Annotated in this window: 21 protein-coding genes and 1 pseudogene; 14 read left to right on the top strand and 8 right to left on the bottom strand. The window is 71.3% G+C overall.

All coding sequences use genetic code 11. The annotated features are described in order from the left end of the window. Positions 1-128 precede the first annotated feature (128 nt). Positions 129-1,100, bottom strand: a complete 972-nt coding sequence (locus ACWDSL_RS22140) for a 1-aminocyclopropane-1-carboxylate deaminase/D-cysteine desulfhydrase (RefSeq protein ID WP_450487884.1) — start codon at positions 1,098-1,100, stop codon at positions 129-131. A gap of 307 nt (positions 1,101-1,407) precedes the next feature. Between ACWDSL_RS22140 and ACWDSL_RS22145 the strand changes: the two are divergent. Continuing rightward, positions 1,408-1,539: pseudogene (locus ACWDSL_RS22145) on the top strand (XRE family transcriptional regulator); the annotation flags it as partial. 90 nt (positions 1,540-1,629) lie between these two features. Here the strand turns inward: ACWDSL_RS22145 and ACWDSL_RS22150 are convergent. Continuing rightward, on the bottom strand, positions 1,630-2,466 hold the full coding sequence (locus ACWDSL_RS22150; RefSeq protein WP_450487886.1) for a class I SAM-dependent methyltransferase: 837 nt from the start codon (positions 2,464-2,466) through the stop codon (positions 1,630-1,632). Positions 2,467-2,689: 223 nt separating this feature from the next. On the opposite strand from ACWDSL_RS22150, the gene ACWDSL_RS22155 reads away from it, so the two are divergent. The 7 genes from ACWDSL_RS22155 to ACWDSL_RS22185 all read left to right on the top strand — a co-directional run bounded on the left by ACWDSL_RS22155 (position 2,690) and on the right by ACWDSL_RS22185 (position 11,929). Continuing rightward, positions 2,690-4,324 carry a serine/threonine-protein kinase gene (locus tag ACWDSL_RS22155; RefSeq protein WP_450487888.1) on the top strand — a complete coding sequence of 545 codons (1,635 nt, stop codon included), beginning with the start codon at positions 2,690-2,692 and terminating at the stop codon, positions 4,322-4,324. Between the two features lie 62 nt (positions 4,325-4,386). Continuing rightward, complete coding sequence (locus ACWDSL_RS22160) at positions 4,387-5,430, top strand: trypsin-like peptidase domain-containing protein (protein ID WP_450487890.1); 1,044 nt, start codon at positions 4,387-4,389, stop codon at positions 5,428-5,430. A 5-nt stretch (positions 5,431-5,435) separates the two neighbouring features. Beyond that, positions 5,436-6,017 carry an effector-associated domain EAD1-containing protein gene (locus tag ACWDSL_RS22165; RefSeq protein ID WP_450487892.1) on the top strand — a complete coding sequence of 194 codons (582 nt, stop codon included), beginning with the start codon at positions 5,436-5,438 and terminating at the stop codon, positions 6,015-6,017. Between the two features lie 2 nt (positions 6,018-6,019). After that, on the top strand, positions 6,020-6,694 hold the full coding sequence (locus ACWDSL_RS22170) for a hypothetical protein (RefSeq protein ID WP_450487894.1): 675 nt from the start codon (positions 6,020-6,022) through the stop codon (positions 6,692-6,694). 19 nt (positions 6,695-6,713) lie between these two features. Then, positions 6,714-8,096 carry a radical SAM/SPASM domain-containing protein gene (locus ACWDSL_RS22175; RefSeq protein ID WP_450487896.1) on the top strand — a complete coding sequence of 461 codons (1,383 nt, stop codon included), beginning with the start codon at positions 6,714-6,716 and terminating at the stop codon, positions 8,094-8,096. A 36-nt stretch (positions 8,097-8,132) separates the two neighbouring features. Next, on the top strand, positions 8,133-9,314 hold the full coding sequence (locus tag ACWDSL_RS22180; protein ID WP_450487898.1) for an SUMF1/EgtB/PvdO family nonheme iron enzyme: 1,182 nt from the start codon (positions 8,133-8,135) through the stop codon (positions 9,312-9,314). Continuing rightward, positions 9,311-11,929, top strand: coding sequence for a hypothetical protein (locus ACWDSL_RS22185; RefSeq protein ID WP_450487900.1), 2,619 nt, complete (start codon positions 9,311-9,313; stop codon positions 11,927-11,929). Before ACWDSL_RS22180 ends, ACWDSL_RS22185 begins: the two co-directional genes overlap by 4 nt. Before the next feature lie 30 nt (positions 11,930-11,959). Here the strand turns inward: ACWDSL_RS22185 and ACWDSL_RS22190 are convergent, their stop codons facing one another. Continuing rightward, entirely contained in the window at positions 11,960-13,159 is a 1,200-nt protein-coding gene (locus tag ACWDSL_RS22190; RefSeq protein WP_450487902.1) for an MFS transporter, read from the bottom strand. Positions 13,160-13,405: 246 nt separating this feature from the next. Between ACWDSL_RS22190 and ACWDSL_RS22195 the strand changes: the two genes are divergently transcribed. Beyond that, positions 13,406-13,912, top strand: coding sequence for a MarR family winged helix-turn-helix transcriptional regulator (locus ACWDSL_RS22195; RefSeq protein WP_450487904.1), 507 nt, complete (start codon positions 13,406-13,408; stop codon positions 13,910-13,912). 22 nt (positions 13,913-13,934) lie between these two features. Here the strand turns inward: ACWDSL_RS22195 and ACWDSL_RS22200 are convergent, their stop codons facing one another. Beyond that, positions 13,935-14,591, bottom strand: coding sequence for an NAD(P)-dependent oxidoreductase (locus ACWDSL_RS22200; protein ID WP_450487906.1), 657 nt, complete (start codon positions 14,589-14,591; stop codon positions 13,935-13,937). 92 nt (positions 14,592-14,683) lie between these two features. On the opposite strand from ACWDSL_RS22200, the gene ACWDSL_RS22205 reads away from it, so the two are divergent. Then, positions 14,684-15,259, top strand: a complete 576-nt coding sequence (locus tag ACWDSL_RS22205) for a TetR/AcrR family transcriptional regulator (RefSeq protein ID WP_450487908.1) — start codon at positions 14,684-14,686, stop codon at positions 15,257-15,259. A 6-nt stretch (positions 15,260-15,265) separates the two neighbouring features. On the opposite strand, the gene ACWDSL_RS22210 is transcribed toward ACWDSL_RS22205, so the two are convergent. Beyond that, positions 15,266-15,883, bottom strand: a complete 618-nt coding sequence (locus tag ACWDSL_RS22210) for a TetR/AcrR family transcriptional regulator (RefSeq protein ID WP_450487910.1) — start codon at positions 15,881-15,883, stop codon at positions 15,266-15,268. 111 nt (positions 15,884-15,994) lie between these two features. Between ACWDSL_RS22210 and ACWDSL_RS22215 the strand changes: the two genes are divergently transcribed. Both ACWDSL_RS22215 and ACWDSL_RS22220 read left to right on the top strand, forming a co-directional pair. After that, positions 15,995-16,939: a beta-ketoacyl-ACP synthase III gene (locus tag ACWDSL_RS22215; protein ID WP_450487979.1), complete on the top strand. Its 945-nt coding sequence runs from the start codon at positions 15,995-15,997 to the stop codon at positions 16,937-16,939. A 50-nt stretch (positions 16,940-16,989) separates the two neighbouring features. Next, positions 16,990-17,721, top strand: a complete 732-nt coding sequence (locus ACWDSL_RS22220; protein WP_450487912.1) for a TSUP family transporter — start codon at positions 16,990-16,992, stop codon at positions 17,719-17,721. A gap of 25 nt (positions 17,722-17,746) precedes the next feature. Here the strand turns inward: ACWDSL_RS22220 and ACWDSL_RS22225 are convergent, their stop codons facing one another. Together ACWDSL_RS22225 and ACWDSL_RS22230 are read right to left on the bottom strand one after the other, a co-directional pair. Then, the gene (locus ACWDSL_RS22225; RefSeq protein WP_450487914.1) at positions 17,747-18,124 is read right to left on the bottom strand and encodes a DUF6234 family protein; all 378 of its coding nucleotides are present in this window, start codon (positions 18,122-18,124) and stop codon (positions 17,747-17,749) included. A 250-nt stretch (positions 18,125-18,374) separates the two neighbouring features. After that, positions 18,375-19,250 carry an AraC family transcriptional regulator gene (locus ACWDSL_RS22230; protein WP_450487916.1) on the bottom strand — a complete coding sequence of 292 codons (876 nt, stop codon included), beginning with the start codon at positions 19,248-19,250 and terminating at the stop codon, positions 18,375-18,377. A gap of 353 nt (positions 19,251-19,603) precedes the next feature. Here ACWDSL_RS22230 and ACWDSL_RS22235 point away from each other — a divergent pair, with 353 nt between their 5' ends. Next, complete coding sequence (locus ACWDSL_RS22235; protein WP_450487918.1) at positions 19,604-20,056, top strand: hypothetical protein; 453 nt, start codon at positions 19,604-19,606, stop codon at positions 20,054-20,056. 370 nt (positions 20,057-20,426) lie between these two features. Here ACWDSL_RS22235 and ACWDSL_RS22240 read toward each other — a convergent pair whose 3' ends face one another. Then, entirely contained in the window at positions 20,427-21,068 is a 642-nt protein-coding gene (locus tag ACWDSL_RS22240) for a GNAT family N-acetyltransferase (RefSeq protein ID WP_450487920.1), read from the bottom strand. 148 nt (positions 21,069-21,216) lie between these two features. Here ACWDSL_RS22240 and ACWDSL_RS22245 point away from each other — a divergent pair, with 148 nt between their 5' ends. Continuing rightward, positions 21,217-21,678 (top strand): pyridoxamine 5'-phosphate oxidase family protein, encoded by a 462-nt coding sequence (locus ACWDSL_RS22245; RefSeq protein ID WP_450487922.1) that lies wholly within the window; start codon positions 21,217-21,219, stop codon positions 21,676-21,678. Positions 21,679-21,681: the final 3 nt, after the last annotated feature.

Genomic DNA, 21,681 nt, shown 5'->3' on the forward strand with positions numbered 1-21,681 from the left:
CTCGAGAACCTGACGGTGGCCCTCGACTACCGCTCCTGGCACGAGTTCGGCATCGAGCGCTACCAGCACGGCCGCTGGGTCCCGGCGCCGACGCGACGGCGTGTCGCTGTCCCAAACTCACCGCAAACTCACTGGACGGGGTCCGCCGGCCCCGTGATCACGGCCGTGACCCGGCTCCCCGGCGGCAGCCGCTCACCACCCGCCAGGCCGTATACGCACCGCAGCATCTTGGCGACGTAGCGGCGCTCCACGGCCAGGCCGTGCCGCGCCTCGAAGTCCTCGGCGAAGGCCGCCAGCTCGGCGGGGACGCGGCCGTAGCCGCCGCCGTGGTGGTCGTGGTCGATCCGCCAGTTCTCGAAGGTGCGCCCCCACCCCCGCTCGTGCAGGCTCGCCACCTCGCCGTCCAGATACCGGGCGCCCTTGACCACCGCGACCCCCAGCGCCCGGGCACCCTCGGGGAGCGCGGCGGCGATCCCGGCCAGCGTGCCCCCGGTGCCCACGGCGCAGCACACCACATCGCCCGGCCCCAGGCCGGTCCCCAGGCCCGGCCCCAGTCCGGGCAGGTCCGCGACGAGCTCCGAGACGATCTCCGTGGCCCCGCGCGCGGCCGCCACGTTCGTACCGCCCTCCGGCAGCACGTAACACCGGCCCCACCGCTCCTCAAGACCCCGGACCGTCTCCGGCTCCGCCAGCCCGCGCAGCGTCTCCCGGAACCGCGCCCGGTCCCAGAACGCCAGCTCCATCCCGTACCCCTCGGCCCGCGCCAAGGACCAGTTGCGCTCCGCCCGGGCCAGCTCATCGCCCCGTATGACCCCCACCGTCCCCAGCCCCGCCGCTGCCCCGGCGGCGGCCACGGCGCGGATGTGGTTGGAGTACGCGCCACCGAAGGTCAGCAGCCGCGAGTGCCCCTGGTCGAGGGCGGCCGTGAGATTGAGGGCCAGCTTCCGCCACTTGTTGCCGGGCACCGCGGGGTGCACGAGATCGTCCCGCTTCAGCCACAGCTCCACGCCCCGCCCGGCCAGCCGCTCGTCGTGCACCCGCTGGAGCGGGGACGGCAGCCGGGGCGCGAGTGCGACGACGGGGTCGACGGGTGTGGGCACCTGTCCATTCTGCCTGGTCAGGGCTGCGTGCTGGATCGCACTGTCTTTGGTGCGCAGCGTAAGCACTGGCACGGCGGCCATACGGAGCTTTGCAGGGGAGGCAATGAGTCGCTGCGCGACGACAGAGAGGGCGTTGTTCGGGTGTCCCTCAATAGGCGTCATTTAGGCGTCATTAGGTGCCGGTTGGGGCCAGCTTTGGGTGTCATGACGACTCAGGTGCACGTACCGAACGACGCGCTGCGGGCCGTGCGCATCGGCCTGCGGATGAGCCAGGACGACCTGGCCAAGGCGCTCCGCCGGGCGGGTTCGGCGCATGGCGGGCAAGTGGGTCGGGTTCGGCAAGGACTTCGACGTCAACACCGGACCGTGGGAGCTGAGGCTCATGGACACCTCGACGTCCAAAGCGGCCCTGGAACGGTACAGCGTCCCGCCGGAGTGACCGGAGTGACCGGAGTGACCGGGCGGGGCGCCTTGGGCGGGGCCGTCGAACAGCGACCCCGCCCCGGACGCCTGAACGTACGCGCGCCCGTCAGGCGAATCGCGCGATGGCGGTCATCGTCGGCCGCATGTTCCGCAGGGCGGGCAACCGGTACAGCACCGGCGTCAGCGCCCCGAAGTACGGGCCCCGGCCGCGCGGCAGATGCAGCTCGCGCACGTCGACGACGCCCGGGTGGGCCGTACGCACCTTCGCCAGCTCACCGGCGTTCAGGCCCCACGGCATCTCGGGCATGCGGTAGCCCGACGCGGGGCGCTTCTCGCCGCGCCGGGTGCCGGCGCTGAACCAGCGGGGCACGGCGTCGAAGACCAGCGCCCCGCCCCGGAACCGCTCGGCGCACGCCGCGATCAGCTCCCGCACCTGGGGCGGGCGCAGATACATCAGCAGCCCCTGGGCGGTGAGCAGCACACCGCCCTCGGTGTCGACCTCGTCCATCCAGGACAGGTCGAGCACGGACTGGGCCAGGGTGCGCCGCCGCTCGGTGTCCGGCAGCAGGGCGCGGCGCAGTTCGGCGGTCTCCGGGAGCTCGACGCCCAGCCAGTGCGCCCGGCCGTTGTCGATCCGCCAGAACTGGGTCTCCAGGCCCTCGGCGAGGTTGACGACCGTACCGGTCGGGTGATCGTCGAGGAAGGACTGTACGGCGGCGTCGAAGGACCGTACGCGCAGCGCCTGGCCCTGGGCGAACAGTGGATGGGGCGGGCCGAAGGTCTTCTCGAAGGGGAAGTCGAGGCGGTCGACGAGCTCGATGGCCTTGGGGTCGTGGAGCACCGTCCGTGGCTGCCGGGCCTCGTACGCCCGGTGGTAGAGGTTCCACAACAGGGTCTCGGGGACGGGGCTGAGCCGTGCGGTCACCTTGTCCTCGTCCGCCACGATTCCATGGCTCCTTCCGGCTGTCCGTCTTCCGGCTGTATGTCCGGGCGAATACTGCCGCGAACGCTAGTGGCCCGACCGGGCCAGGTGTGGGCGTCCACGTCGTATGAGATCAAATCGGGACTTGGGCCGGAAGTTGGGTGCCGGACTATGCTCGGCACACCGCCCGGGCGCGTTGGACGGCCGCACGAGGCGCACCACCGCCACAGGGGTAGGAGATCGCATGGGGCCGGGGGACGGCGCGGGGGACGGTGAGATCGCGACGCACGGCGAGCGCGGCGCCGGACGGCTGATCGCCGGCCGGTATCTGCTCCTGGACCGGCTCGGCAGGGGCGGTATGGGGACGGTCTGGCGCGCGCGTGACAGGGTGCTGGAGCGCGAGGTCGCCGTCAAGGAACTGCACATTTTCACCGACGGCGGCGAAGAGCACAGACGGCTGCTGCGGCGCGCGGTCCGGGAGGCCCGTACGGTCGCCCGGGTGCCCCACCCCCATGTGGTGGGGGTGCATGACCTGGTCGAGCACGAGGACCGGTTATGGATCGTGATGGAACTCATCGACGGCCCTTCGCTCGTCCGCCTGCTCGCGGACCACGGGCCGCTGCCGCCGCGGCGGGCCGCCGTCCTCGGGCTGCAGATGCTCGGCGCCCTGGAGGCTGTCCATGCCGCCGGAGCGCTGCACCGCGACGTCAAACCCGCCAATGTGCTGCTGCGCCGGGACGGCAGCGCGGTGCTCACCGACTTCGGCATCGCGATCCTGGACGACGGCGAGTTCCTGACGACCACCGGTGAACTCGTCGGATCCGCCGACTTCATGGCGCCGGAGCGGCTGAACGGGGACGCGGTCGGGCCCGCGTCCGACCTGTGGTCGCTGGGCGCGACCTTGTGCGTCATCAGCTCGGGGGAGTCGCCCTTCGGGCGTACTTCGCGCGTCGCCACGCTCCACGCCGTGGCGTTCGGGGAGCCGATGATCCCGGAGCGGGTCGGTCCGCTGCGGCCGGTGCTGGAGGCCCTGCTGCGCAAGGCCCCCGAGCAGCGCCCGACCGCGGCCGCGGTGCGGGACGCCCTGCGGCGGGTCGCGGACGGCGCCGCGGACGGCGCCGTGGACCCCGGCCCGTTGCCGGGGGCGCCCCCGTACGCGGCGCCGCTCCCGTCGCCCGCGGCGCCTGAGGCCGTACGGACGTCGAACCTCATCGCGGACGCGGAGACCCGGACGCATGCGGGCGGTCCGGCGCAGTGGGCGGGCGGTTGGGAGCCGACCGCCATCAGCGCCAGCCCTCTGCCCACCACCCGTGATGACGGCCGCGATGACGATCGCCGACGGGGCCGGAAGCGAACGTGGTGGGCGGTGGCGGCCGGGGCCGTTGTGCTCACGGGCGGGCTCGTCGCCGGTCTGTTCGTCACCGGTACGCCCCCGTTCGGGCGGGACGACGGCCCGACCACCACGAAGACCAAGGTGACGGTGCGGGCGACCACGGGCTGGCAGCTGGCGGCGGTGACGACGCCTATCCGGAAGGGCGACAGGGTGACCGTGCGCTACACCAGGGGCACCTGGACGGTGGACCACCGCGAACGAGAACTGCCCTACGTCGGCGCGCGCGGCCTTTCCGCGGCCGACGACCAGTCCTTGGACTTCGCCAAAAGCTGCAAGGTGAACTCCGGAGCGAGGTTCGGAACGCTGCTGGGGCGCTTCTGGGGAGACGCAAAGCCCGGGCCGGCCCACAGCGTGGCGCCCGAGTGGAGCTTCCGGGCGGCCGTCGGGGCAGCCGCGACCCGTGGGGCATTGGAGCTGCGGATCAACGACGATTGCCTGGAAGACAACAAAGGAACCCTCGACGTGACCGTGTCGGTCACTCACTGAGCCACTGATCCGTTACGGTTCCGGCCCGGGGCGTGTCGTACGTCTCCCTTATGCTGGGAGCCGTGCCGCACTTTCTCGACACACTGCCCTTCGACTGGAGCAGGCCGGAGTCGCGTGAACTCCATGACTTCCTCGCCGGTATCCATTTCCGGGAAGGGCCGGTCGTCGAGTTCGCGGTGCGGGCGGGGGTGAAACCGGCGACGGTCGCATGGGATCGGCCGATGCATTCCGTCTGGCACGACCTGATCACCAAGGCCCGTAACCAGAATCGACTCCGCGCGCTGCTCGAACAGGTGGCGGAAAACGATGAGGCGGTGGCGCTGCGGCTGGGTGAGCTGATGGCGGCGGAGCCGGTGGTGGAGGCCCCGGCGGCGATCGATACGGGGGTCGTGTGGAAAGGGTTCGACACCCGCGACGACGCATGGGAGCGGCAGATCTTCGACCAGCCGACCCTGCTCGATGTGGCGTTCATGCGGCGCGGGGTCGAGCTCGCCCCGGCCGTGGTGCGGCTGCTGGTGACGCTGGAGAGCGGCGGGCGGGCCTACGGGACCGCGTTCCGGATCGGCGAGGACCTGCTGCTGACCAACCACCATGTCCTCTACGACAACGGTCCTGTGTCTGCTCCCGGTCCCGCGACGCGCGTCGAGGCCTGGCTGCACTACGAGCTCGACACCGCCGCCCGGCACCGCGCCCATACGGTGGTGCGCTGCCGCCCCGAGACGATCACCGGCGACCCGGCGCACGACTGGGCCGTGATCCGGGCGGACGGGCCGCTGCCGGACGATATTCCCGTTGTCGAATTGGCGGACGCCGAACCGGTCTCGGTCGGCGAGCGGGTCTCCATCATTCAGCATCCGAACGGCGGGGTGAAGAAGATAGGGATGCACCACAACATCGTCCGCCATGTCGATGACGATGTGATCCAGTATTGGACGGATACGGAGGCCGGTTCCTCCGGTTCGCCCGTGTTCAATGAGCGGTGGCAATTGGTCGGGCTGCACCATCGGTGGGTGGCCGTCGAGGAGTTCGGAAAGCGGGAATTCCGTAATCAGGGACGCCGGATATCCCGGGTGGCGGAGGGGCTTGCCTCGGCGGGGGTGCTGTAGGCGATATGAGCGTGCTGGACAACGTCCCTTTCGTCGCCGACGACCCGCAGGCACGGGAACTGCTCGCCGCGCTCCTCACCGCGTACGACCAGGGGGCCGAGGTACGGGCCTTCGTGCTCGCGGCGGGGATGCGCGCCGCCGAGTTCGCGTGGACGGCGCCCATGGCGGAGGTGTGGCCGCAGGTCCTGCGCCGGGCGGCGGACCAGGGGAGGCTGCGGCGCCTGGTCGGCCTGATCGCCGAGGACCCCAACAGCGCGGCGTACGGGATCGTCGCCCGGCTCGCCGCCACCCCGACCGACGCCGCATCTCCGGCCCCCGCACCGCTCTCCTGTCAACCTGGTGACGTACGCCGACTGGTCATGGACGCCCTGGACGACGATGAACTCAATGCACTCTGCCTCGACCATTTTCCTTCGGTGTACGGCGAGTTCGCCCAGGGCATGAGCAAATCGCAAAAGACGCTACGGCTGATCGAGTACTGTGCGCGGCGTGATCGGCTACCGGACCTCGTACGACGGGTCGGCGAGGTCAACCCCGTCAGGCACCGCGAGTTCACCGACCGCCTGGAAAACCGAGACGAGAGGTGAGCATGGACGAGCGTGAGCTGAAACTCAATTCCCTGTCGCGGTACGCCAAGACATCACCGCATTTCATCCTCGAGGAACACGGACACTGCGAGGTGCCTGCCGGATGCGGCGGCGTGGTGCTGCGGTGGCGCAATCCGCGGGCCGGAGTTCCCTTCACCATGTGGCTGGAGACGGACGGCCCGGGCGAGATGTATCTCGACGGCACGGCGCCCTCCTCGTCCCGCCCATTGGTCCCTTTCGGTACGCACGTCCTCGGGTTCGAGATAGCCGCGTACGACCCCGCGTACACCACGCTGATGTTCGCCGGGCTCTACAAGCAGGATGACGACATCCATGTGCGGACCACGGCCTCTGACAGGGGCGAGCAGACGTCCGTGCTCTCGGCGGCGGACGGCAGTTGGAAATACTGCCTCGACGAGCCGGAGGACGACGCCTGGACACGCCCCGGTTTCGACGACGATGGCTGGCGGCCCATGGTGGAGCGGTCCGAGCGGCGGCCGCCGGAGGATCCGGAGCGGAATGCCGAGCCTTATCGGGTGCGAAAGCTGAGGGAATTCGGCGCGGCCGGCCTGGGGATTCCCGGTGGCGCTGGCGCTGGCGGTGTTGGTGGCGGCACCGGTGCTGGCCGGGTCTGGGTCCGTAAGGTCTTCAACGTTTCCGATCCGGGCGCGGCCTGACAACTCACGGAGGTTAACGATGCCGGAACGGGCCCCGCTGGTGCTCATCCCGCAATTCTTCGGCAGCCTGGTCTTCGACCGCCGTACGTCGCGATATCTGCCCTTCGACGCCGAGGCCACGGACGTCCTGAGGCGGCTGCGCGCGCACCCCGTCGACCGCCTGCTCGCGGAGACGGACGACGCGGACCGGCGCGGCCGGATCCAGCGGTTCTTCGAGCACTTCTACGACCTGGGGTTCTTCACCGTCGACGGCCGGTTCGCCGGTGCCGTCCACGATGACCTGGACGTGCCGCCGGACCATCTCACCGGCCCGCTGGCGGTCCATCTGGAGGTCATCGCCTCCTGCAACCTGGGCTGCACCCACTGTTTCGCCGGCGACCTCCCGCGCCGCGAGAAGCGGCTGAACCTGGAGGAGATCGACCGGCTCTTCGCCGAAATGGCGCGGCTCGGCGCCTTCCGGCTCGGGCTCACCGGCGGTGAACCGCTGCTGCGGAAGGATATTTTCCAGATCATTGACATGGCTCTGGCCCATGGCCTGGCCCCGTGTATCACCACCAATGGCCTGCTCATCACCGAGGACATCGCCAAGGAATTCGGAAAGCGTGAACTGGTCTGGCTGAATGTCAGCCTGGAAGGCGCGACCGCCGAGACCAACGACCGGGTGCGTGGACCCGGCACCTTCGCCAAGGTGCTCGACCGCCTCGCCGTTCTCCGTAAACACGCCCGTTTCACCCTGGCGTTCACCATCATGCGGACCAATCTCGACGAGATCGACGCCTGCGCCGAACTCGCGCATGAAGTGGGCGCGGACACCGCGGTGTTCCGGCCGCTGTATCCGGTCGGTGTCGCCGAGCGGAATCAGGAGCTGATGCCGAGTTTCGAGGATTACACCGAGGCGTTGAACGGCCTGTCCCGGCTGGGCGGCCAAAGCCCCGACGACCCCCTCGATCTGCATCACATCGACCCGTTCAGCCCGCATTCCCGGCAGGAGACGCAGTCCGTCATCCACCAGAACTACGGCTGCGGCGCCGGAAACCTCGTGTGTTCCATCTCAGTGTCCGGCGACGTCAACCCGTGCAGTTTCCTCGGCCCGGATTTCGTCGCCGCCAACGTACGGGAGACCTCCCTGGCCGAGATCTGGCACCACAGCGCCGGCTTCCAGGCGATACGGGCCCTTCCGCACACCGACCCGGCCAGCGGCCACGGCCAGACCGCCACCTTCGCCGGCGGCTGCCGCGCACGCTCCCTCGTCCTGGCCGGCTCGGTCAACGCCCCCGACCCCTGGATCGCCGAACAGGTCCAGGCGGAGGCGCGCTCGGGAGCGGCGGTCCGCAATCCGCTCGTCATCCTTGACGTATCGGCCCGCCCGCGCGGGGGCGGCTGCCACGGATCGTGCGGGTAAGCGGGTAAGGGCGAGGCGATGGGATCGGCACACGACATGGGATCCGAACACGAGACGGGCTCCGCGTACGGGGCGGGCCCCGCGTACGAGTGGCTGCGTACCGACCACACCGCCACCGGCAGCGCCCCCGAACTGCTGCGGCTCGCCCGCGAGCTGGAGGCCCAGGGCGAGCTGCGCACCGCCGCCACCGCGTACGACCGCGCGCGCATGGTCGCCCCGGCCGACCCCGAGATCGCCGAGGCCCGTGGCGCTCTGCTGGACCGGATGGCGGTGGAGGAGCACGGCATCCTCTTCCGCTATGTTCCGGCCGGCTCCTTCGCGATGGGCTCCGCCGACGGTGACCCGGACGAGCGCCCCGTACACCCGGTCCGGCTCGACGACTACTGGCTGTCCGAGACCCCGGTGAGCTGGGCGGCCTTCTGCGACCTCATGGACTGGGAGCCGGCGCCCACCGGGATGCCCCGGGAGCAGCGGAAGCGGAAGCGGAGCGGGGCGGTGGACGCCAGCTGGTATCTGCACGAGGCGAACAAGATCCGCCTCCAGTACTGCGAGGACGCGACCGTCCGCGCCACCGACTGGCACGCCCATGCGCCGCGCCACGACTGGGTCAGCGGAGACGGCGAGCGGGTCGACTCCCGGACCCTGTTCGGCACGCCGCGCCGGGACGACCCCCGGCGCCCATGGGCGTACGACCGTAAACCCATGGTCAGCGTGTCCTGGCAGGACGCCGAGGAGTTGTGCGAGCGGCTGTCCACCGACGAGGTCCGATACGGCCTGCCGACCGAGGCGGAGTGGGAGCGGGCCGCGCGCGGCGGCCTGCCCGGCCACCGCTACCCGTGGGGCGATGCGCCCCCGACCCCCGAGCGCTGCGACTTCGACCGCTTCGACCAGTTCGCCATCCTGCCCATGCGGCGCCTGCCGCCCAACGGCTATGGGCTGTACGGGATGAGCGGAGGGGTGTGGGAGTGGACGGCCGACTGGTACGACGTGGCGTACTACCGGACCGGCCCGGGGACCAACCCGACCGGGCCCGCCCGGGGCCAGGAGCGGGTGCTGCGCGGCGGCTCCTGGGCGGACTGCGCCGAGGCGGTCACGGTGTCCTTCCGGATGTCCCGTGAGGCGGGCAGCTGGCGGAAGGGCGGCTGGGGCGCGCATATGACCCCCAACATCGGCTTCCGGCTGTGTCGCAAGGGCCTCGCGCCCACGGCGACGCGATGACGGGCGACCCCCACGGTGACGCGTACGGCGATCCGTACGGCGGCCCCCGGCGCGACGCGTACGGCGCCGTGCGCAACGCGGGCGTCGTACGGGCGCTGATCGACCGGGCGCTGTCCGAGGACGAGATCCGGGACCTGTGCTTCGACCACTACCCGGAGGTGTACCGGGAGCTCGCGGCGGCCATGAGCCGCCGCGAGTGCATCCGCAGGCTGGTCGCCTGGTGCCACGACCGGCACGAGCTCGGCGCGCTCGTCGCCCGGGTCGCCGAGATCAACGCGCAGGCCGTCGCGGCGCACACCGAAGCGCTCGCCGCGCCGTCCCAGGACCCACAGGACTCACAGCACCCACAGCACTCACGGGACCCACACGGCGTGGCCCCCGAGCCCGCGCCGCCGAAACGCCCCCTGACCGCAGGCATCATCCACGCCCTGCCCCCCGCCCCCAGCTTCGTCGGCCGCGCGGACGAACTGGCCGCACTCAACCGCTTCTGGCAGGACGGCGAGCCGGGCGTGCTGGCGCTGCTCGGGCTTGGCGGCGCGGGAAAGACCGCGCTGGCGGGGGAGTTCCTGGCCCGGCTGAGGACAGCGGGGGATCCGCCGCCCGACGAGCTGTTCATCTGGAGCTTCTACCTCAACCAGGACGTCAAGGAGTTCCTGGAGGTCGCCTACGCCTACTTCAGCGGTGGCGCGATCGCGCGCGGCAGCCCCATGGGCACCTTCTACCTGCTCACCGAACTCCTCACCGGGCCCGGCCGCAGGCTGCTCGTGCTGGACGGCCTGGAGCGGGTGCAGCGCCCGGCCACCGACCGCCAGGGCGTCTTCGGCGATCTGACCGACCGGCTGCTCGCGCAGGTCATCGACCGCCTGGCCGACGGCCTGGGCGCCACGAAGTGCCTGATCACCAGCCGCCTCCCGCTGCCCCGGTTGGTGCCCTGGCAGGGCCGCGGCTACGGCTGGCTGGACATCGACCAGCTGTGCCGCGAGGACGCGGTGTCCCTGATCCGCGACCGCGGTGTACGCGGCGGCGACGACGCGCTGCACGCCCTGATCGACGAGTACGGCGCCCACGCCCTGACCCTCGACCACCTCAGCGGCTACCTCGTCGAATACGCCGGCGCCGACCCGGCCGGCGCCGCCTCCCTGCCCGAGCCGCGCGCCGACTCGGGGGAGCCGCAGGAGCGGCGGCTGGCGCGGGTGCTCGACGCGTACGAGACGGCGCTCAGCGAGCGGGAGACGGCCCTGCTCGCCCGGCTGTGCATCTTCCGCTTCGGCGCGTCCGCCGAGCAGCTGCACTCCGTCTTCACCCGCGCCACCAACCCCCAGATCGCGGGCCCGCTGCACGGCCTCGACCTGCGCGACGTCCTCGCCGCCCTGCGCCACCTCCGCCAACTCCACCTCGTACTGGACGAATCCGCCGGCCTGTTCACCGTCCACCCCGCGGTCCGCGACCACTTCTACCGGTCCTTCACCGACCCGCGCTCCGTCCACCAGGCCATACGCCGCCACTACAGCGCCCTGGTCACCGGCCCCGGCGTACTGCCCCCCGACCACACCGAGACCCTGGACCTCCTCGAAGAGCTGGTCCACCACTCGCTCGCGGCCGGCCATGTCGCCGAGGCCGAGGAGGTCTACCGGCTCCGCATGGGCGGCTACCAGCACCTCGCCTGGCAGATCGGCCAGTACAGCCGCTGCGTCCGCGTCCTGGAGGAGTTCCCCACCTGCCCCGACCCCGGCGGCCTCCTCTGGTGCTACCGCGCGATCGGCGACCTGCCCGCCGCCCTGGCCCGTATCGACCCGGACGACAGCTGGTGGCTCGCCATGATCGGCACCCTCAGAGGCCGCCTCGCCGAGGTGGCCGACCTTCTGCGCGGCAGCCGCCGCGACCCCATCCTCGCCGTCTCCCGCGCCCTCACCGGCGCCCTGCCCATTGCCCAGCTGGCCGACGCCCCCGTCTGGTTCGGCCTCCCGCTCTCCCCGGCCGAATGCCTGCTGGAGGCGGGCCTCCCTGAACCGGCCCGCGCCTACGTCTCCCGCGCCCGCGCTGAGCTGGCCGACGCCTCCCGTGACGTCGACTGGAACGACGAGGTCGCTCGCTACGACCTGATCGAGGCCACCCTCGCCTGCCACTCCGGCGACCTCGTCATGGCCCAGAGCCTGCTGGACAAAGCCACCCAGTGGATCGTCACCTCCGGCTCCCAGGAACACCTCTGCCTCCTCCACCTGGCCCGCGCCCGCCTCGCCCGCGCCCAGCACCACCCCACCCTCGCCACCACCGCACTCCGCGAGGGCCTCCGCACCGCCGAACAGTGCGGCTTCGGCCTCCACCGCCTCGCCCTCCTCCTCGAAAAGGCCGAACTGGCCCTCCCCGACGACCCCCACACCGCCACCACCCTCGCCACCACCGCCCTCCACACCGCCTCCGACCCCGCCTGCCACCACGTCTGGGCCATGTCCCGCGCCAGCCACCTCCTGGCCCAGTCCCACCACCGCCAAGGCGACCCCGCAGCCGCCCTGGCCGAACTGACCCGCACCATCGCCCTCCAACGCGACATCGGCGACCCCCGGCTGACCGGGTCCCTGGAGCTGCTGGACCGGATCGAGCGGCGCCGCGGGTGACGGGCCGCGGGTGACGGGCGGCGCGGGCGCTCAGCCCAGGACCAGCAGCGTGGCCAGCGCCGGGCCGAGTGCGCCGCCCAGTTGGTAGCCGAGGGTGAACAGGCCTATGGCGGTGGGGCGTTGGGTGGGTGGGACGGCGGAGGCGGCGTCCATGGACTGGGTGGCGTTGGCGCCCGTCGCGCAGAAGACCGCCGCGCCCGCCGCCGCGAGGAGCGCGGGTGCGCTGTGGGCCCATGCCGCCGTGGTCGCGGCCAGGGCCCCGACCGTGAGCAGCACCGCCCGCACCCGGACCCGCCCCAGCCGCGCGGAGATCGCCGCGAAGCCGAGGGCCAGGGCCGAACCGGCGAGCAGGGCCACCAGTTGGCCCGTGGCCACCGCGCCCGCCGACCAGTCGGCCCGTCGGGCGATCAGCCGTGGCACCGAGAACAGCAGCACGAAGTACGACGTGGAGAGCGTGAGCGCGAGCAGCGCTGCCGTACGGAAGACGGGGGCGCGCAGCACCGCCGTCGGTACGAACCCGTCCGGGCGGCGGCGGATGTGCAGGGCGAGCAGTACGGCCGCGCACACCGCCACGCCGATGGCGGGCAGCGGATAGGTGGGCAGCAGGATGAGGCCGGTGGCCAGGGTCGCGAGCAGCAGCGCGCCCCGGGTGTCGAAGCGGGCCTCGGCGGGCGAGCCCTCAGCCGGCGAGCCCTCGGCGGGCGGACCCTCGGCCGGCGCGGCCGCCTTGGCGATGTGGCGCCCGACGGCCGGTACGGCGAGCAGCGCCAGCATCGACACCGCCAGCGCCGCCCGCCAGGACACCGCCTCGGTGATGCGCTCGCCGAGCAGGGGGCCGGAGGCGCCCAGCATGCCGAACCCGGCGCTGATCACACCCATCCGCCGGGCGTCGCCCGCCAGGCTCATGGCCACCGCGATCAGCCCCGCCGCGCCCGCGGTCTGCGCGGCGCGCCCGACGAGGGTCAGCGGCAGCCACGGCGACGCGACGAGCACCACGGTGCCGCCGAGCACGAGACCGGCCCCGGCCCGTAGCGCCGCCCGCGCCCCGCGCCGCCGTAGCAGCGTCGCCATCAGCGGCATCCCCACCGTCATGGCCCACGCGAACGCGGTGACCAGCCAGGCGGCGGTCGCCGTGCCGACGCCCAGCGAACGGCCCATGTCGTCGAGGATCAGGACCGGGGCGTTGGCCCCGGCGGCGACCGGCGTGGCAAGCAACGCCAGCCAGAGCACGGGGACTCGACGGTTTCGGTCAGTGCTCGTGCCGGTGGCAGCGGTGTTCGTGGTGCCGGCAGCGGCACCGCGTGGGTCCGGTCTTGCGGTGGTGGACAACGATTCCCCCGTCTCATTTGCCTCAAGTGTCTCAAGGTTGATTCTCTCAACGTTGAGATAAGAGCAAGCCTGCTTGGGTGGCGTCAAGTGTCTTAACATTGAGAAGGTCTACGCTGAGGAAAATCGACCAAGCCGAGGGGAGCGCCGATGAGCGACGTCATCGACCTCATCGTCGAGCAGTGGGTGAAGGAGCGCCCCGAGCTGGCGGATGAGCTCTGGCCGGTCCAAGTGCTCGGCCGCGTACAGCGGGTGCAAAGCATCGTCGACAAGTCGCTCAAGGCGTTCTGCGCCGAACATGGCCTGGAGCCGGGCGAGTTCGACGTCCTCACCACACTCCGCCGCTCGGGCCTGCCGTACGCCCTGACCGCCGGTGCCTTCCTCAAGGCCGCCATGGTGACCTCCGGAGCCATCACCAACCGCATTGACCGCATGGAGGCAAAGGGGCTGGTCGAGCGGGTGCGCGAGGGTGGTGACCGGCGCACCGTCCTCATCCGGCTGACCGAGCGCGGTCAGGGGCTCATCGACACTGTGATGGCCGCGCATTTGCGCAACTACGCCAAGATCCTCGGCACCCTCGACTGCGACGAGTGCGAGCGGATCGCCACGGGCCTGCGCAAGGTGCTCGAGGCTCACGGCGACGCGGCCATCACCTGAGAGGCGACGGAGAGCCGCGCGCTCAGTACCCCAGGGCGATGGTGTGGCCGGCGGTGGCCGGGTCGGCCGCCGCGGTGAGGATGGCGTCGGCGAGGTCGGCGCGTGCGATGGTGATGCCGCCGCGCACATTGCGGTCGGTGGCGGTGCGGTAGGCGCGGCGGCGGCCGTCGGTGAGGCGGGGCGGCCGCATGATCGTCCAGTCCAGGCCGCTGGCCTTGACGGCCTGGTCGGTACGGGCGAAGTCGGCGAAGCCGTCCCGCAGAAACCGCCGCAGCATGGGCTTGACCATGCTCCGGGTGAACGGCCCGTCGCCCTCGTCGACGATATGGCCGCTGGCCGTGACGACTATCAACCGGCGGCTGTCGGTGGCCCGCATCGCGGTGATGATCGCGCGGGCGCCGTCGCTGCACACCGTGATGTCGTCCTTGCCGCGCGGGCCCAGGGCCGATACGACAACGTCCTGTCCCTTCACCGCCTCCGTCATCGCTTCGAGGTGCTGGAGGTCGGCCTTTGCGGCCGCTTGTACGGCCGCTTTTACGACCTCGAGCCGCGGGTGGCCGGCCTGCCGCAGGCGGGCCGGGTCGCGGACGACCGCGGTGATGTGATGACCCGCCTCAAGTGCCTGGTTTACGAGGTGCTGCCCAGTTCCGCCGGTCGCACCGAAAACAGTGATACGCACGATGACCTCCTAGATCCCGTGGGCTAGTGAACACTAACCCCTAGGGTGGGCTAGTGTTTACTAACTGTCAAACCGGGACTGGGAGAGCAGTGGTGAGCACACGGGAGCGGATCCTGGACGCGGCGGCGGACATCCTGCGTACCCGTGGTGTCGTACACGCCACGACCAAGGAGATCGCGCAGGCCACAGGCGTATCGGAGCCCACGCTTTACAAGTACTTCGGGGACAAGGAGCGGCTGCTGCTCGCCGTCCTCGAGGAACGGCTGCCCGGCCTGTCCGGCGTCTCGGTCCGCCCGGGCGCGGGCGACGTCGAGGAGAACCTCGCGGAACTCGCCCACGCGGTTCTGCACTTCTACCAGCGGTCGATCCCGATGCTCGGCGCTCTCCTGGCCGATCCGCGGCGCATGGCGGCGCACCGGGTGGCGATGGACCGGCACGGCGGCGGCCCCGACAAGGCGGTGGCCGGCTTCGCCACCTATCTGCGGGCCGAACAAGACCTCGGCCGCATCGCCGCGGACGCGGACCCGGAGGCGTCCGCGGCGCTGCTGATCGGCGCGTGCTTCCAGGAGGCGTTCCTGCGCTACTACGCCCAGGGCCCGGAGGCCGACGCCGCCCCGCGCTCGCGGGCCGAGGCTCTGGTCCGTGCGGTGGTCAGACCACTCCTGTGACCGCGACTAACGCGACTGGCCTGGGCCGAGGAGCCGGTCCAGGGCGCGGCGGGTACGTTCCGCGGCCTCGGGCGCGGCGAAGAGCTGGATCTCCTGGTTGAGGGCCATATAGAGGCCGACCAGTTCGTACGCGATCTGCTCCGGGTCGGTGTCGGCCGGCAGCTCGCCCGCCGCGACGGCGGTACGCACCTCGGCGGCGAGCCGGCGCCGCCCGAGCCCGAACAGCCGCGCCACCGCGTCGTGTACGAGCCCGTCGCGGGCGTCGAACTCGATGGAGGCGGTGGTGAAGAGGCAGCCGCCGGGGAAGGTGTCGCGGGCCGTCTCCAGGTAGGTGATCCACGCCTCGCAGATGGCGCGCAGCCGGGGCAGTCCGGGCTGTGCGCTCTGCGCGGGCTCCCACACCAGTTGTGAGTAGATGGCCGCCGCCGCGTCCAGGGTGGCGAGTTGCAGCGCCTGTTTGGTGCCGAAGTGGCCGAGCACGCCGGCCTTGCTCATCCCCAGATCGGTGGCGAGACGCCCGATGGTCAGCCCTTCCAGGCCCTCGACGGAGGCGATGGCGACACCGCGTTCCGTGATGCGCTCCCGTGTTCTGCGGGCCTCGGCGACCGACTTGCGTGGGCTCATGGCGTACAGGATATCCCGCCGGACGCACGTTTAGCTTCCGATCGATCGGTTGCTATATTCCGCGGCAGACACTGCCTGCCGTACGCCGAACCGAGGAGAACCGCCGTGCCGCTGCCGGGAAGCCGCATCGCCGCCCTGGGGCACTACCAGCCCTCGCGCGTGCTCAGCAACGACGACCTGTCGACGATGGTCGACACCAGCGACGAATGGATCCGCCGCCGCACCGGCATCGCCACCCGCCGTATCGCCGCGACCGACGAGTCCGTCACCGACATGGCGACCGCCGCCGCGGGCAAGGCGCTCGCCGGAACCGGACTTCAGCCCTCCGACATCGGTCTGATCACCGTGGCCACCTGCACCGCGATCGACCGCTGCCCGTCGATCGCCGCCCAGGTCGCGGGCCGCCTCGGCATCCCGTCCGCCGTGGCCTTCGACCTGAACAACGGCTGCGCGGGCTTCTGCACCGCCCTCGCCTGCGCCGACCACTCCGTACGGGCGGGCGCCGCCCGCCACGCCCTGGTCATCGGCGCCGAGAAGATGTCCGACGTGACGGACTGGACCGACCGCAGTACGTGCGTACTGCTCGGCGACGGCGCGGGCGCCGCCGTGATCAGCGCCGCCGAGGACACCGGCATCGGCCCCGTCGCCTGGGGCTCCGACCCCACCCGCGGCGACGCCGTACGCCTGGTCGACGACTGGCACCCGTACTTCGCCCAGGAAGGCCAGACCGTCTTCCGCTGGGTCACCGGCGAACTCCCCGCCATCGCCCGCGAGGCCTGCCACCGCGCCGGCCTCGCCCCCGCCGACCTCGCGGGGGTGGTCACCCACCAGGCCAACCTCCGCATCATCGAGGCCGTCGTACGCCAACTCGACCTCCCCGAGCAGGTGGTGATCGCCCAGGACGTCGTCGAGTCCGGCAACACCTCCGCCGCGTCCGTCCCGCTCGCCCTGTCCAAGCTGACGGCCCGCGGCGAACTCCCGTCGGGCGCCCCGGTGCTGCTGCTCGCCTTCGGTGGCGGCCTGTCGTGGGCGGGCCAGGTGATCACCTGCCCGTAAGCCAGGTGATCACCTGCCCGTGAGCAGGGAGCGCATGAGAAGCTTCCGCGGTGAACGTTGGGGCGGCGGAACTGCTACTCGGCGGCGTCGTCCTGGTGGGCGCGTCCGTGCAGTGGCTGACGGGGATGGGATTCGCCCTCGTCGCCGTACCCGCCCTCGTCCTGCTGCTCGGCCCGGCGCCGGGCGTCGCCCTCGCCAACTGCGCGGCCGGCGCCATCTGCGCGGTGGGCCTCGCCGGAGGCGGCTGGCGGCAGGTGCGGCTGAACGCGATGATCCCCCTGGTCGCCGCCTCCGCCTGCACCGTCCCGGCCGGCACCTGGGTGGCCGCCCACCTGCCCGAACCCCTCCTCCTCGCCGTCATGGGCGGCCTGGTCACCGTGGCCGTCCTGCTCGTCATGGCCGGCACCCGCGTACCCGCCCTGAGCGGCGTCAAGGGAGCGCTGACCGCGGGCGCCGCGGGGGGCTTCATGAACTCCTCGGCCGGGGTCGGCGGCCCACCCGTGTCCCTGTACGCCCTGAACGCGGGCTGGGCCGTCCGCGAGTTCGTACCGAACGCGCAGTTCTACGGGATCGTGGTGAACGCCTTCTCCGTCGCCGCCAACGGGGTTCCCCGACTGGAGCCGGGCGTATGGGCGTTGGCGGTGGCCGGAATGGCGGCGGGCGCGATCATCGGCAGGGCCCTCGCCGAACGCGTCCCGGAGCGGGGGGCCCGGTTGCTCGTCCTCCTGATCGCGTTGGGCGGAGGGTTGTCCACGCTGGTCAAGGGGGTGTGGGAGCTGTGAACCCGGGATGCCCCGGGGACGGCCCTCACCGTACGTCCGCGCACTCCACGGCGTCCGAGGTCGAATAACACTCCTGCTTGTGCTGCTCCTCATGCGCGCTCGCACCCATCGCGTTCGTCACCGCCATGGCGACGAGGGTGATGACCACGACCACCGCCTGGCCGTAGGCCGCCGCCCCCGCGCCGCGTACACCGGCTACGACCCCTGCCACGGCGGCGGCGACGGCCACCACGCCCATCTTCACGATGTACGGGCCGACGGGTCCTGGTATGTGCTCCGGATCCCAGGAGAAGTACTCTTCGGCCCAGGCCCCGACGAAGAGCATCGCGACCAGGACCAGCTGGGCCGCGACCACCGCGCAACCCGCACAGCCACGACCACGCGGTTCAGGCGGCTTCGTCACCGTCTCGCCTCGTCCCGAGGCGGGCCGGCCGCGGCCATACGGGTGCGTCGGGTCAGCGTCTCGGTGGTCATGGTGTCTCCGATTGCTCCTTGTGTCTCGTTGTGTCTCGCGTTCAGGTACTGCTCGACCCGGGCACGTTCCAGTGTGTCGAACAGACCTGTGACGCTACGGGAACTCACCTCGCCCGCACGGGCCAACTCGCCGAAGCACAGTCCCTCTTCGGGAGTCGGCCCGCGCGCACCCCTGTCGGTCAGCTCCGCTCCGGCTCCCGCTCCACCGGCAGCCACAGCTCCGCGTCGGCTTCGGCCTTGTCCGGCGACAGCCGGGTGCGCAGGATCTCCGGGCCGGGGCGGCTGCGGTACGGGTTCGACGGGAACCACTCCGTGAACACGTCACGCCACAGGTACTGGATGGCCTCCGGCATCGGCCCGGAGGTGGTGAAGACCGCCCAGCCACCGGCCTGGACGGGGAGGACGGCCGCACCCTCGGGCGGCGCGACCGCCGAGGTGATCACCCCGTGGTAGTAGTCGAGTTCGGTGCCTTCGGCGCGGCTCGGATCCAGGTCGTCGCAGACCGCGACGATGCCCTGCGGCTCCAGGTCCGACAGCTTCTCCAGCCGCTCCAGGGCCTCTGGCTCGATCCCGCGGATGAAGTCGATGAGCGCCTGGTTCGGCCCCACGTGCACCAGTGGCACCCGGGCCTTGAAGCCGACGACACTGAAAGCCGGCCTGTCCACAACGCGATAACGCATACTGCTGCTCCCTTCGATGGTGAGTCGGAAGGTCAACCGGGGCTGGGAGACAAGCGCCGCACCGCTGCGCCGTGCCTCACCCGGCCCGACACCGTGCATCGCCCGGAACGCCCGCGCGAACGCCTCGCCCGAGCCGTAGCCGTAGCGCACCGCGATCTCCAGCAGCGACTCATCCCCCGCAAGCACCTCGGCCCCCGCGACGGTGAGCCGACGCCGCCGGATGTACTCCGACAGCGGCATCCCCGCCAGCGCCGAGAACATCCGGCGCAGGTGGTACTCCGAGGTGGCCGCGATACGCGCCAGCCCCGCCCCGTCGATGGACTGGTCGAGGTGGCGCTCGATGTGCTCCATGGCCTGGTTGAGCCGATCCAGCACGTCCGGTTTCCTTCCTCTCGTGCGCTCACCACGCTAGGCAGCACGCATCCCCCGGGACCCGACATCCTGTGCCCGATCAGGTCGGGTACGCGGGTGGCCCGACATGCATATTTCACCGTCGATACAGTCAGCCGAACATCCATGACCCTGATGCCCCGCCGCCGAAGCGCTCGCTCATGCCCGGCACGTATGGACCGGTTCCGCAGAACATCAGGATCGCGGACAAGGTGCTGGGAGGGGCTGCGGAAATGGGGTAGTGAAGGCGGAATACTCCATTTCTGAGGACGGTAAGGTTGATGCGGCGAGGAAGTAATGGCTCGATAACGCGCGGTGTCATCTTCTCGTGCGTCTTCATGCTGTTGCTGGCCGTGGGCTATCTGCGTCTGATGAATGCGATCACCGGGGAGCCCTCGCACGGCTGCCCGCGGGCAGCCTCCGATCTGCGTCAGTCGGCGCTGCCCGGGCGGTACGCGGGAGCGGGCGGGATGGAGATCGACCTTGCGTACGGTCGTCCCAGCGCGCCCGAGGGGCAGGCTTCCTTCCGGGTACGGAGCTGGCGGTACAGCGACTACGAGCACGGGGACGACGGCTCGGGATCTTTCGACGGCTCCGGATCCTGGGAGTACGAGCCCCGCAGCGGCGTCGAGGGCATGCAGATCAGACTGGATTTCGACGAAGGGCCACAGCCTGGCAAGCCGGCCCCGATCAGCTTCCTGGTTGTGGGCGGCGACGGCGGGCACCCTGTGCTGTTCGACGACGTGGACCCGGATGTGTGCCCGGACATCGTGATGAACAAGAGCGGCTGAAGGTACTCGCGGGCTGCGGGCTGCGGGCTGCGGGCTGCGGGCTGCGGGCTGCGGGGCGGGATCCTCGGCCCCAGCCCACGGCTGACTGGACTCGCCCTGGCCGACGGTCCGGCGGGCGGCGCCCGCCCTGTCAGGAGCAGCCCTCGCGGAAGTCGTCGCTCTTCGGCCGCGGTCAATCAGGTCGGGTCCTCCGGGTCCTCCGGGTACACCGCCTCCAGCAGGCCGCGTATGAAGCGGTCGAGGTCGTCCAGGCCGGCGGCGGCCAGGGTCTTGGGGCCCTTGGCCAGCAGGTGTGGGATGACGGCGACCTGCTGGTCCGCGCGATGCCCGGCTGACGCCCGTGTTTGCGCCCGCCCGACGCTCGGCGCGCCTACGCCGCGGTGAACAGCGCCTCGGCGCCGACCGCCCGGAAGCCCGCCGCCTGAAAGGCGCGCACGCTGCGCGCGTTGCCCGCGGCCTGTTGCGACCAGACCGGCCCGCCGTCCGGCACCAGATGCCGCGCGGCCGTGGCCAGCGCCCGGCCCAGGCCCCGGTGGCGTACGTCCTCGTCCACCTCGATCGCCGTCTCCCAGCGCCCGGCCACGCCCCGGCCGAGAACGACCACACCCCCGTCAGCTGCCCAGACCCGGACATCGTCCCGGCGCTTACGCGCCCTGGACACGCGCGGATGATCGGGGTCGGCGAGCTCGCGCAGCGCCAGCGGGGGGTCGCCCGGCAGGGCGCTCGCCACGGTGAGCAGGTCTATGGTGTCGGTCGACCGCCCCGTACGGTCCAGAAACGCCGCCAGGAAGCGCGGATTCATCGTGGCCGCCAACTCGTCGCAGTCGAGGGAGGCCAGCGTGGCGCGTACCCACTGCGGATCCTCGTCGGTGAACACCACGGAGTGCGCGGTGAACGAGATCACCCCGGCATCGCGGTGGCTCGGTTGCGGCACTACGGTCGTGCCGCCGTCGGGCGGCGGGAAGTGTCCGCGTGCCGCGGCGTTCAGGATGGTGGCCAGGGTTTGGGGCATGGCGATTCTCGGCTCCGGCCTCGGTGGGACGTATTGGTCCAAGGCTGCCACCGTGAGTGGAAAGCACCACAGGAGGGTGGACTCGGGCTGTGGCTCTAGGACCAGGGCCCGAGGTGTTCGGGCCCCGTGTTCAGTACCGTCCCGGGACATGACCATCGCCAAGGAACCGCGCAGCACAGAACAACGGCGGCGTGACGTGCTCGAACGACTGCGGACAGAGGAAGACGTCTGGGTTGCGTCGGCGGATGCCGACGGACTGCCGTGTCTGGTGCCGCTGTGGTTCCTCTGGGACGGCGCGGCGATATGGATGTCGACCAGACTCACCAACCCCACCGGGCGCAACCTGCGGGAATCGGGCCGGGTTCGGCTTGCGCTGGGCGATACGCGGGATGTCGTTCTGATCGATGGACGGGTGGAAACCTTCACCGCGGAGGAGGTGCCGCCTGCCGCGGCGGACGCGTTTGTGCGGAGGTGGGGCTGGGACCCGCGGAAGGATCACGCCTCGTACGGGTACTTCAAGGTGCTTCCGCAGGTGATACAGGCACTGCATGGGGAGCATGAGTTCAAGGGCAGGCATGTGATGCGCGACGGAGAGTGGACCGACGGCTGAGTC

Source organism: Streptomyces sp. NPDC000941 (genome assembly GCF_053599555.1).